At 47.2% G+C, this 12,175-nt stretch carries 13 protein-coding genes; 7 read left to right on the forward strand and 6 right to left on the reverse strand.

Annotated features, from left to right (window positions below; genetic code table 11):
* Position 1 precedes the first annotated feature (1 nt).
* From acoB to NYE43_RS04380, 5 genes are all read left to right on the forward strand, one after another.
* A complete protein-coding gene (gene acoB / locus NYE43_RS04360; protein WP_024120605.1) occupies positions 2-1,030 on the forward strand; it encodes an acetoin:2,6-dichlorophenolindophenol oxidoreductase subunit beta in 1,029 nt (342 codons plus the stop codon).
* Between the two features lie 13 nt (positions 1,031-1,043).
* Positions 1,044-2,240, forward strand: a complete 1,197-nt coding sequence (locus NYE43_RS04365) for a dihydrolipoamide acetyltransferase family protein (protein WP_341061061.1) — start codon at positions 1,044-1,046, stop codon at positions 2,238-2,240.
* A gap of 16 nt (positions 2,241-2,256) precedes the next feature.
* Complete coding sequence (gene lpdA / locus NYE43_RS04370; protein ID WP_101860283.1) at positions 2,257-3,633, forward strand: dihydrolipoyl dehydrogenase; 1,377 nt, start codon at positions 2,257-2,259, stop codon at positions 3,631-3,633.
* 102 nt (positions 3,634-3,735) lie between these two features.
* On the forward strand, positions 3,736-5,553 hold the full coding sequence (locus tag NYE43_RS04375) for a sigma-54-dependent Fis family transcriptional regulator (RefSeq protein WP_101860282.1): 1,818 nt from the start codon (positions 3,736-3,738) through the stop codon (positions 5,551-5,553).
* Between the two features lie 52 nt (positions 5,554-5,605).
* Complete coding sequence (locus NYE43_RS04380; RefSeq protein WP_010333419.1) at positions 5,606-5,785, forward strand: small acid-soluble spore protein H; 180 nt, start codon at positions 5,606-5,608, stop codon at positions 5,783-5,785.
* A gap of 36 nt (positions 5,786-5,821) precedes the next feature.
* Here NYE43_RS04380 and NYE43_RS04385 read toward each other — a convergent pair whose 3' ends face one another.
* From NYE43_RS04385 to NYE43_RS04410, 6 genes are read right to left on the reverse strand one after another with little or no spacing between them, the layout of a single operon-like run.
* Positions 5,822-6,151, reverse strand: a complete 330-nt coding sequence (locus tag NYE43_RS04385; RefSeq protein ID WP_081638253.1) for a YnfA family protein — start codon at positions 6,149-6,151, stop codon at positions 5,822-5,824.
* Between the two features lie 50 nt (positions 6,152-6,201).
* Positions 6,202-6,756 (reverse strand): YfjD family protein, encoded by a 555-nt coding sequence (locus NYE43_RS04390; protein ID WP_326323672.1) that lies wholly within the window; start codon positions 6,754-6,756, stop codon positions 6,202-6,204.
* Positions 6,757-6,766: 10 nt separating this feature from the next.
* On the reverse strand, positions 6,767-7,321 hold the full coding sequence (locus NYE43_RS04395) for a YfjD family protein (RefSeq protein ID WP_082687921.1): 555 nt from the start codon (positions 7,319-7,321) through the stop codon (positions 6,767-6,769).
* A 16-nt stretch (positions 7,322-7,337) separates the two neighbouring features.
* Complete coding sequence (locus tag NYE43_RS04400; protein ID WP_059353378.1) at positions 7,338-8,123, reverse strand: hypothetical protein; 786 nt, start codon at positions 8,121-8,123, stop codon at positions 7,338-7,340.
* 11 nt (positions 8,124-8,134) lie between these two features.
* Entirely contained in the window at positions 8,135-9,337 is a 1,203-nt protein-coding gene (locus NYE43_RS04405) for a hypothetical protein (protein WP_101863596.1), read from the reverse strand.
* A 5-nt stretch (positions 9,338-9,342) separates the two neighbouring features.
* Entirely contained in the window at positions 9,343-9,657 is a 315-nt protein-coding gene (locus tag NYE43_RS04410) for a WXG100 family type VII secretion target (protein WP_268545119.1), read from the reverse strand.
* A gap of 334 nt (positions 9,658-9,991) precedes the next feature.
* Here NYE43_RS04410 and glvA point away from each other — a divergent pair, with 334 nt between their 5' ends.
* Complete coding sequence (glvA, locus tag NYE43_RS04415) at positions 9,992-11,341, forward strand: maltose-6'-phosphate glucosidase (protein ID WP_044163674.1); 1,350 nt, start codon at positions 9,992-9,994, stop codon at positions 11,339-11,341.
* Positions 11,342-11,406: 65 nt separating this feature from the next.
* Positions 11,407-12,171 carry a MurR/RpiR family transcriptional regulator gene (locus NYE43_RS04420; RefSeq protein ID WP_024120616.1) on the forward strand — a complete coding sequence of 255 codons (765 nt, stop codon included), beginning with the start codon at positions 11,407-11,409 and terminating at the stop codon, positions 12,169-12,171.
* Positions 12,172-12,175: the final 4 nt, after the last annotated feature.

The raw sequence follows: 12,175 nt of genomic DNA on the forward strand, positions 1-12,175 counted from the left end.
GATGGCAAGAGTCATAAGCATGTCAGACGCGATCAACGAGGCGATGAAACTTGCGATGAGAAGGGACGAAAATGTGCTGTTGATCGGTGAGGATGTAGCCGGAGGAGCGGCAGTCGATCATTTGCAGGATGACGAAGCATGGGGCGGCGTATTAGGCGTCACAAAAGGGCTCGTTCAGGAATTTGGACGGAGCAGGGTGCTGGATACGCCCATTTCTGAAGCGGGCTATATGGGCGCCGCTATGGCTGCGGCATCAACAGGGCTGAGACCGATTGCGGAGCTGATGTTTAACGATTTCATCGGCACGTGCTTTGACCAGGTCATCAACCAAGGGGCAAAATTCCGCTATATGTTCGGCGGAAAAGCGCAAGTGCCGATTACCGTCCGCACCACATACGGAGCGGGTTTCCGGGCTGCGGCACAGCACTCCCAGGCGCTGTACGGCCTTTTCACAAGCATTCCGGGGCTGAAGACGGTTGTTCCGTCGAGTCCGTATGATGCCAAAGGTCTGCTGCTTGCGGCGATCGAAGACAACGATCCGGTGTTCTTTTTTGAAGACAAAACGTCCTACAACATGAAAGGCGAAGTGCCGGAAGAGTATTATACAATTCCGCTCGGAAAAGCGGACATCAAACGCGAGGGCAGCGACATTACGCTGTTTGCGATCGGCAAGCAGGTCAATACCGCACTCGAAGCGGCAGCACAATTATCAGAAAAAGGCATTGAAGCCGAGGTGCTTGATCCGCGCAGTCTGTCTCCTCTGGATGAGGAAGCGATTTTCACATCGTTAGAAAAAACAAACCGGCTGATCATCATTGACGAAGCCAATCCGCGATGCAGCATAGCCACAGATATAGCCGCGATTGTGGCCGACAAAGGCTTTGATCTGCTGGATGCGCCGATTAAGCGGATTACAGCGCCGCACACACCTGTGCCGTTTTCGCCAGTGCTTGAAGACCAATATTTGCCGACACCAGATAAAATCGTCAGCGTCACGCTTGAATTGCTTGGCGAGCCGGCAGTGAATTAAAGGGGGGACACATATGGCGGTCAAAGTAGTGATGCCAAAGTTGGGAATGGCCATGAAACAAGGAGAAGTATCGATTTGGAACAAAAAAGTGGGAGATCCGGTTGAAAAGGGAGAAAGCATCGCCAGCATTCAGTCGGAGAAAATTGAAATGGAAATCGAAGCGCCTGAAAAGGGCACGCTGATTGATATTAAGGTGAAAGAAGGGGAAGAGGTTCCGCCTGGCACGGCCATTTGCTACATCGGGGACGCTAATGAATCGGTGCAGGAAGAAACGGAAGAGCCAGCCGCTGAAGCTAGCAGGCAAGCCAATCCCCAGCCTCCTAAACAGGAGAACAAACCCGCAAACACTAAAAAAGACAGACTGAAAATCTCTCCAGTCGCCAGAAAAATAGCGGAAAAAGCAGGGTTAGACCTGAAAAATCTGAAGGGCACGGGACCGGGCGGACGAATCGTAAAGGATGATGTCACAAAGGTGCTTTCTGAACAAAAAAGGGAACAGGCTGAGCCAGTTTCCGAACAAAAGGCGCAGGAAACGCCAGTTACAGGCATGAGAAAAGTGATCGCATCCAGAATGCAGGAAAGCTTGTCAAACAGCGCCCAGCTGACGATTACAATGAAGGCTGATATCACTAAGCTGGCAGCTCTTCAAAAACAGCTTTCGCCGACAGCTGAGGAACGGCACGGCACGAAATTGACGATCACTCATTTTGTCTCAAGAGCTGCGGTGCTCGCTCTACAATCACACCCTATGCTGAACAGCTTCTACAAAAATGAGCGCATTATCACACATCCTCATGTTCATCTCGGAATGGCTGTTGCTCTTGAAAAAGGGTTGGTTGTGCCTGTCATTCGTCATGCTGAAAAACTGCCGCTGATTGAGCTGGCCAAAACCATTTCAGAAAACGCCAAAAAAGCACGCGAGGGACGTGCGGGGAGCGAAGAATTGCAAGGCTCGACCTTCTCAATCACAAACCTTGGCGCATCCGGCGTGGAGCATTTTACGCCGATATTAAATCCGCCCGAAACAGGCATTCTCGGCATCGGAGCAAGCTATGACACGCCGGTTTTTCAAGGGGAGGAGATTGTCAGAGGTACGATACTGCCGCTCAGCCTGACGTTTGATCACAGAACCTGTGACGGCGCTCCGGCCGCTGAGTTTCTGAAGGCGATCAAAACATATTTGGAGGAACCGGCAGCGTTAATTTTATAGAAAAGCAGGTGAGAACATGGCACTAGCCATTATCGGAGGGGGACCAGCGGGCTATGCCGCTGCAGTCTCCGCGGCACAGCAGGGCAGAAACGTGCTGCTCATTGACAAAGGCTCGCTTGGAGGAACCTGTCTGAATGAAGGCTGCATTCCGACGAAGTCTTTGTTAGAAAGCGCAAACGTACTTGATAAAATCAAACATGCCGGGCGCTTTGGAATTGAGCTTCCGCCTGGTGCAATCTCGGTTGATTGGAACAAGATGCAGAGCAGGAAACAGCAGGTTGTCAGCCAGCTTGTCCAAGGCGTACAGTACTTAATGAAGAAAAATCAAATACAGGTCGTAAAGGGAGAGGCTTCCTTTCTTTCTGACAAGAAGCTCTTGATCAAAGGGGAGAACGGAAAAGAAATCAGAGAGGCGGAACAAATATTGATCGCAACCGGATCAGAGCCGATCGAGCTGCCCTTTGCCCCGTTTGACGGCGAATGGGTGATTGACAGCAAAGACGCACTCGCCCTTTCAGACATTCCCGCTTCGCTTGTAATTGTTGGCGGCGGTGTGATCGGCTGCGAGTATGCCGGATTGTTCGCCAGACTTGGAACGAAGGTGACGATCATTGAAACAGCCGGCCAGCTGATTCCGGCAGAGGATGAGGATATCGCCCGTCACTTTCAGGAAAAGCTTGAGGAAGACGGAGTTGAAGTTCATACCTCCTCCCGGTTAGAGCGTGTTGATCAAGCAGCCAAAACGGCGATATGGAAAAGCGGACAGCGTGAGTTTAAGACGAAGGCCGATTATGTACTGGTGGCGATCGGCAGAAAACCTCATCTGGATGGATTACAGCTTGAGCAGGCGGGAATTGATTTTTCCCAAAAAGGTATTCCCGTAAATGAGCAGATGCAGACCAATGTGCCTCATATCTACGCATGCGGGGACGCGATCGGTGGCATTCAGCTGGCCCATGCTGCTTTCCATGAAGGAATCATCGCCGCTTCACACGCTTCAGGACGCGACATCAAAATGAACGAAAAAAACGTGCCTCGATGTATTTACACATCGCCGGAAATCGCATGTATCGGATTGACGGAAAAACAGGCAAGACACGTTTACGGAGAAGTACAGATTGGTGAATTTCCTTTTGCCGCAAACGGGAAGGCGCTCATCAAACATCAAGCGGAAGGAAAGGTCAAGATCGTGGTTGAGCCGGAGTTCAGTGAAATCGTCGGAGTCTCAATGATCGGACCGGATGTGACCGAGCTCATCGGCCAGGCGGCTGCCATCATGAACGGTGAAATGACGGCGGATATGGCAGAGCATTTTATCGCGGCCCATCCGACGCTCTCGGAAACGCTGCACGAAGCATTGTTAAGCACAATTGGGCTTGCGGTGCATGCATAACAAGAAAAGCTGGCGAATACGCCGGCTTTTTTATTGTTGAAAGCGCTTTACTTTTCCCCTACAATAGATGAAAACGGCGTGTAAGGGAGGAACGATCAAGGAATGAATTCGATCCCGAACGATTTGCAAACCTGGAAACGTTTTGTGAAGGACGGCGTGCTGGACGAAGCCCGAATAAGAAAAAGGATAGCCGAGTCCTGGCATCGCTGCAGAAAGGCTGAGGTTAACCCCTATTTGGAAAAAGGCCCGAAGGTTTTGCAGCAAACGGAGCTGGATCAGCAGTCAAACAAACATTCATTCTTTCTGTCGACCGCAATGCCTTACCTGGAAAAATTGCTGCCTGCAATAAAAGAAATGGAAATGATGGCGCTATTAATTGATGCGGACGGCGTGGTGCTGGCGCTTGACGGGCATCGCCGCGCGCTCCATGAAGCCAAACGCATTAACTTTATCGAAGGCGCGTGCTGGACGGAAACGGCGGTTGGCACAAATGCAATCGGAACGGCGCTTCATATTAGCGAGCCGGTTGTCATTCAAGGTTCAGAGCATTATTCTGTCGCCTCCCATCACTGGAATTGCTCAGCAGCACCGATTCATTATGAGGACGGCAGTCTTGCGGGAGTGATTGATATCTCTTGCCCGGCAGCGCACACACCCCTAAATATGCTCGGCATTGCCGCGACCATTGCCTTTGCCGCGGAAAGGGAATTGGCAGCCAAAAGCAGGGAGAAAGAGCTTGAACTGCTCAGCCGCTTTGCTGATAGGACAGCGTCCCGTGTACCGATCGTGCTTTGTAATGCCAAACAGCACATCATCGGCGCAAGCCTACCGATACGATCGTCAATACCGGATTGGCAAGGCCGGCATCTTTATGAGTTGAAGGAAAGGGGTTTTACAATCGATAAAGCGGTCACCATGGGGGACAGCGGCACTTGTTTTTATTTATCGGAACAAAAGAAAAAGCCGGCCTTTCGATTCAATGGAGTCCTCGGACAAAGCAGGCAATCGCAAGCGATGCTCAAAAGCCTCGAACGAGCGGCCGCGGCTGATGCGACAGTTTGCCTGTCGGGTGAAACCGGCACGGGCAAGGAAGTCGCGGCCCGCGCGCTTCATGAAAACAGCGACCGTAAGAACGGCCCGTTTGTAGCCGTGAATTGCGGAGCGATCCCGTCGGATTTAATCGAAAGCGAGCTGTTCGGCTATGCAGAAGGCGCTTTTACAGGAGCGAAACGAGATGGCTACAAAGGCGCCTTCCAAAAAGCGAATCACGGCACCTTATTTCTAGATGAAATCGGAGAAATTTCCCACTCGATGCAGGTGGCGCTTTTACGGGTGCTTCAGGAACGCAAGATTACGCCGGTCGGCGGGACAAAAGAAATTCCGGTTGATATCAGAGTGATTGCAGCCACACATTGTGATTTGCGTGAACTCGCAGAAAGCGGAAAAATCAGAGAGGACCTGTTTTACCGCCTTCATGTCTACCCGATTCATCTTCCTCCGCTGCGGAACCGCCTCGAAGATATTGAGGCCCTCTTTGCGTGCTACACACAGAAAAATGGATGGCCGGGAGAGCTTCCGCCTGCCTTTTTGGACGTACTGAAGCAATGGAAGTGGCCGGGGAATATCCGCGAGCTGTTTAATGTCTTTGAACGCCTTTCCATCAGGTTTCCGGACGGACGGCTGAGTGACGAGCCGCTTTCCTTATTGCTCGAAGCGTCGGGCTTGCCGATCGGCCCCGTAAAAGAAAAGGGGGCTGAAACAAAGGCGCTTACTCTCCGTGAGCAAATTCAAAAAGATATCCTCATCAATGCGCTTGAAACGGCAAAAGGAAACGTCTCCCAAGCCGCTAAAATCAGCGGCATTCCGCGCAGCACCTTCTACAAACGATTGAAAAAATTTAACATGACCGCTGGATCATAAAGCATACTTCTTTCAAGAAATGGAAACGTTATGGGTGAAGGAGGATGTTGAGATGAATATACAGAGAGCGAAAGAAATCGTGGAATCACCGGATATGAAGAAAGTAACTTATAACGGAGTTCCGATTTACATTCAGCATGTGAATGAAGAAACCGGAACAGCAAGAATTTATCCGCTGGACGAACCGCAGCAGGAGCATGAAGTGCTGCTGAACAACTTAAAAGAGGATTAAACAAACATGGCCCGCTTTCATAAGCAGGCCATTTTGTTATGCTCGCGGCGCGAATAAGATCACACAAACCCCGATCAGACAAATCAGTGCGCCGATCCAGTCATACAGATCAGGAGTTTTCCGATCGACAAGCCACCCCCAAAAGACAGCTAGTACGATGAACACCCCTCCATAAGCGGCATATACACGGCCGAAGGAAGGGAAGGATTGAAACGTCGGGAGAATGCCGTATACAATCAATATCAGCGCCCCGGCTGCCCCGTATCCGACGGGCTTCGCTTCTCTCAGCCACAGCCAAATCAAATAGCCACCGCCAATTTCTGCAAGTCCCGCCGCGAGAAATAAAAGAATGGTCATCAGCATCACGCGCCCCCCTCAAACTTCAATTACATTTCATTATAAAGGAGAGAGAGGCGTTAAAGCTTTGGATTCTCTTCAAATTCCTTTACATACACACTGCGCTGAATCTCCGTAAACTGGCTGATCCAATTGTTTTTCGCCTCTTCCGTCATATGGGGCAGCATATAACGTTCAACCGCTTCGAAAAATAATGGATTAGCTATGATGTTCCAAGTCGGAATACGAACGATCTTGCCGTCATTCTTCTCAATGATAATATCCTCAAAGAAAATCCCTTTCAAACTGTATTGATGGCGTCCCATATCAATGCGCTTGATTTCAGTAAAAGGCACGCTGCGTTTTTTTGTGAAGATTTCCCCATCAGGCCCTTGTTTAATACGAAAAATAACATGTCCTCGGCTTGTGAACGCCGGTAAAACCATAGAAAATGTGATCAAGCCATAGACAATCGCCATCAATCCGCCGCCCAAATAAAGCAGAGAGTACTTGGATTCGAACGTAATGGCTTCTGACACCAGCCACACGCCTGCAATCACGGCGGCGCCTGTTGCGAGAAACAGCCAGATTCTGAAAAACATTCTGCTTTTGACTTCGATATCATGTGATTCCAATGTGCTGCTCCTATAGCTTCGGATGATTCTCAAATTCCTTTAAATACACATTGCGCTGAATCTCTGTAAACTGACCGATCCAATTCGTTTTCGCTTCATCATTCATATGTGGGACAATATAACGTTCAACCGCTTCAAAAAACAAAGGGTTTGGAATGATGTTCCAAGTCGGAATGCGAATTGTCTTGTGGTCAGTTGTTTGAATTATGACATCTTCCTGAAAAATCCCTTTTAAGCGGTATTTATTGCGATTCATTTCAATTTTCTTGATATCGGCAAATTTCACAGCTGCTTTGTCAGTGAATATCTCACCATCTTTTCCGGTTTTAATACGGAAGATGATATTTCCCCTAGGGGTAAAGGCAGGAAAAAAGATGATAAATAAATATAAACAAAACAAGGTGAATAGAAAACCTGCTGGAATGGCTAGGAGATAATATTTCGTTTGAAAGGTAATCCCCATATAAAACAGCCATAAACAAGCAAGCCCCATACCGGCAGATCCGACAAAAGCCCATATTCTCAGGAACATTCTGCTTTTGACTTCGACTACTTGATTTTCCAATGCTCTTCTCCTTTTATCAATTCAGATTCTCGTTCGGTTTTGAAATGATTTGATTTACAACATCCTTATGAGCAGCCATGACAGTAAATTCATTCTGGGTGATACCCGTTACAAGCCAAGTATGGCGGGTGCCGGGCAAGATAAAAGCCATGTCATCCACTTCCGGTGCGTTATCTTTATCGTAAGACAGGCGCATCAGGGTATCCATCTTTCCTTTACGTAATGACAAATCATTTATAAACCGGGTAATGTCCTCTTGGTAGTCGTGTTTTCCAAGGAATTCCTTCAGGTATGAGGGAGTCTCGGAAGCACCTTCCAGAAGTGCTTCAAATTCTTTTGATGTCAAAGTCAGGATAGATTCGCTTTTATCCTCGGTATCTATTATATTTAAAAACTCAGCTGTTTTTGTAAGTAATCCGTCGCTTGATTCCATTTTTTTTATACTATGTACTTGCTCATCAAAAAGAAGCTCATGGGAGTAGGTGCCAAATTTTGAAACATGGCAGGAAACATTCCGTTCGCTGCCTTGCTCGTCAAACTTGGAAAGCTTCACTGTATAGTCCGCGTCATTTAATACGTGGATAAACGGGCAATACTCGTCCTTTAACCTGTATTGATGATTCCGATATTCAGCAGCATCCTTCGCCAAAAGCGAACGGCAGGCTGCTTCAAATAAAAATCCGAGCTGCTCATCTTCTATTTCAGGAAAATAGGCTTGCTTCAGTGACATGCCCTGTTCAAAAAAGCCTTCGCTGTAAAAACAAAATATGAGCTCTTCTAAGCTGATCGTAAACTGATTCATGATTTATTCTCCTATCCGAATGAAAGTTTGCCTTTAAGGAAATGAGTTGCGCCGTGTATGAGCGAGTCCGCCGTTTTCTTTGCTTTGGCCATTCCTTTATGAATTGTTTTATTGGCCGCATCTATGCCGTCATTCACCGTTTTCACGACTTTACCGGCAGCTTCCAGCCCTTTTTTGGCAGTATTTACAACAGCATGAATCGGTTCTTTCAGCTTTAAGGCTGCCTTTTCGGCAAAACCTGCCGTAAATTTGGCAATTTGTTCTCCTACCACTCCGCCAACATAAGAGCCAGCTGCGCCAAGGAGGACAGTACCAACAGGGCCTGCAAAACTTCCGATCGCCCCGCCTATTACAGCGCCTGCCGTTGCGCCGCCAGCGACAAAAATAGTGTTATTGACTGCATTGCCAACAGCTTTTGCATTTTCCCGTTTGAGCACTTCGGGTTTGTCTTCGTATTTCGCGTAATTTTCTGCGATCTTTAAGCCTGCTCCAAACGTTTCTGTCGCTCCGGTTATCAGTGTCGCTGTAATGGCATTTCCTTTTGCGAATTTCAAGCCTGTTTTTCCGACATCCTTCAGTGTTGAGCGTACGCCGGCTTCATTAACAAATCCTCTTGTATAGCTCCTTACGCTGTTTGAAAAATCCACCGTGTCCTGCGGAAAGTATTTTGTAAACTTTTTATGTACCAAATCAGAAAATGGCCGGTTTGTCTTTTTAAACAGATATTTTGGGTTCAAAAGCACTCTGGCTGCTTTTTGATAACGGGAGCTGTCTACTGCTCTGGAAATGTCCAATAGAAGCTTTGAATGCCGTGCAGTATGTAAGCCGCTTGGCTGTTTCACAAACTTTGTAAGCCCTAATCCGTAGTATTTTCCCTGGGTCAGCATCAGGGCGGTTAAGCTTGTCATCGTTCCGTATTTGTCGTAAGCGTTATAAAGCTTTCGTAAAATATTGTCTTGCTCAACAAATTTGTCGCTCGTTTTTCTGATGAATATCTCATTGTCACTCAGCTTGCTGACGAGTGCTTTTCCTGAGCTCCAAGCATCCCCAACACCCGAAAAACAGCTGCTGTAGCGGGGATCGCATTGTAAAATCAGCTGTCCCAGCTCCATATGCAAATCCTTATATTTGTTTTCCATATCAGTTAATTCTGTGACCACATCATTTGCCAGCTGTTCAAGCTTATCCGGATCAACTGCAATGTTTCCTGACACGCTATTCACCTCTCGAGTTTATGTCTTTCCTCTCTTGCTTTTCTTTCTAATTCTTCCATTCTGGCAATCTCAGCTTTTCGTTCTTCTATTTTTACGGCAGCTGCCTTAAGTTCCTGGCTTGTTTCAAGCAGCTCCTGTTCGAACTGCTCGTAGGCGGCTTTTGTTTCCTCGAAATCCTGGTCGAATGTGTCTCTTGCTTTTCCCTGCCACGTATCGCCCAATGCAGATAACCGGGAGTCAAGGAGCATTTTTGAGCTTCTGACCTCTTCTGCGGCTGCACTGTACTGATTTGCAAGCTCGATGACTTTATGTGAGTCCAACTTTTGTCCCCTGCCTTTCCTAAATTAACGCACAAATGGATGTTTTATATAAATGATTATAAATAATTCGGCATGTATCCGAATCGTACAAAAGAACCTTTTCATAAGAATTGGAAGGGCGTATATTCACTCAAATTTCACAGATGATGAGACTTTGAGATTACAAAAAAGGTAAAAAAATCAAATTGTTGAACTGATAGATAAGTGAGAAATTTCCCGCTCAATGGGAAAAAAAACTAAAACTGATCAAATGACCTAAGTGCGCCAAAAGCATTACGAGACAAGCTGTCACATGATATAAATAAAATGTAAACGTTATCAAGGAGGTCGTCATATGAAGAAAAAATCATTCTCAATCGTAATAGCGGGCGGAGGGAGCACATTTACTCCCGGGATTGTTCTGATGCTCTTAGACCATTTGGATGAGTTTCCGATCAGAAAGCTGAAGCTGTATGACAATGATAAGGAAAGACAGGAGCGGATCGCGGGGGCCTGTGACGTTTTTATCAGAGAAAAAGCACCCGAAATTGAATTTACAGCGACGACTGACCCGGAAGAAGCTTTTACAGACGTTGATTTTGTCATGGCACACATCAGGGTAGGGAAATACGCGATGCGTGCGCTTGATGAGCAAATTCCGCTGAAGTACGGAGTTGTGGGCCAGGAGACATGCGGACCGGGCGGTATCGCATACGGTATGCGTTCAATTGGCGGCGTGCTTGAAATATTAGATTACATGGAAACATACTCGCCAGATGCGTGGATGCTGAATTACTCCAACCCGGCGGCGATTGTGGCGGAAGCAACGAGACGCCTCAGACCGAACTCAAAAATCCTCAACATCTGTGATATGCCGGTCGGTATCGAAGACCGTATGGCGCAAATTCTCGGCCTGTCCTCAAGAAAAGAAATGAAGGTCCGGTATTATGGATTAAATCATTTCGGCTGGTGGACATCCATTCAGGATCAAGAGGGCAATGATTTAATGCCGAAGCTGAAGGAACATGTGTCTCAGTACGGGTATATTCCGAACGCAGAGTCCGAGGCGGTGGAGGCGAGCTGGAATGACACGTTCGCAAAAGCGCGTGACGTGCAGGCCGCCGATCCGGACACATTGCCGAATACGTATTTACAATATTATCTGTTCCCGGATGACATGGTGAAAAAATCAAATCCGAACCATACGCGGGCAAACGAAGTCATGGAAGGACGCGAAGCCTTTATTTTCAGCCAATGCGACATGATTGCACGCGAGCAGTCCTCTAAAAACAGCGAAATCAAAATAGACGATCACGCGTCATATATCGTCGATCTTGCCCGCGCCATTGCCTACAATACAGGTGAAAGAATGCTTTTAATCGTTGAAAATAACGGCGCAATCGCAAACTTTGACCCGACAGCGATGGTAGAGGTGCCGTGTATCGTCGGCTCAAACGGGCCTGAACCGATCACAGTCGGAAACATTCCGCAGTTCCAAAAAGGACTGATGGAACAGCAGGTATCAGTTGAGAAATTGACAGTTGAGGCGTGGACGGAAAAATCCTTCCAAAAGCTATGGCAGGCGCTCATTCTCTCAAAAACAGTGCCGAACGCCCGTGTGGCAAGGCTTATTCTCGAAGATTTATTGGAGGCCAACAAAGATTTCTGGCCTGAGCTTGATCAAAGCCCGAGCCGTATCTCATAACTGAAAAATCCCCCATTTTCGAAATCTATATTGTATATAATAGAAAGAAAATGGGGGGATCTGATATGCAGCTCGAAGAACTGATTAATCAGCATTACAGTAAATTAAATGACAATGATTTTCATATTTTGAAATATATATTGAATCACAAGAACACGTGCTATCGTCTTGGAATCGATGCCCTTGCGAAAGCATGCAGCGTATCGCGTTCCTCGATTTTGCGTCTTGCCCAAAAGCTCGGTTTCAGCGGCTACAGTGAATTTCGCGTTTTTTTGAAGTGGGAAGATCAGCCGGAAGAAGGCGAGAGTATGAGTTTTCAAAAGCTGCTGGATGATATTGAAGCAAATTTGAAATTTATAAGGACAAAGGACATGACGGACATGTGCCAGCTGATTGATGAAGCGGACCGCATTTTCGTGTACGGGTCCGGAACGGCGCAAAAGATATGCGCCCATGATTTGCAAAGAATGTTTATCCCTCTCAATAAGTATCTGATTTTAATTGAGGGCAGAAATGAATTTGACCAGATGCAGGATGATTTTAAGGTGAATGACCTGTTTATCATCATTTCGCTGTCCGGAGAAACGCCTGAGCTGATTCCGCAGGCAAGGATGCTTTCCGCAAAGGGAGTTCCCTTTATTTCCATTACGAATTTGAAAAACAATGTCCTCGCCCAGCTCACACCGCATAATCTTTATGCGACAAGCAAGCCCGTGACATTGAGTGATAAAAAAGAAATTGTCGCTTTTGCGCCGTTTTTTCTCGTTGGCGAAGCATTGTTCCGCGCATATGTTGATTACAAAGAAGCTGAAAAAAACGACATTGAGTAGCAGG

The organism is Bacillus sp. FSL R5-0434 (assembly GCF_038004745.1).
GTDB classification, from domain to species: domain Bacteria; phylum Bacillota; class Bacilli; order Bacillales; family Bacillaceae; genus Bacillus; species Bacillus halotolerans.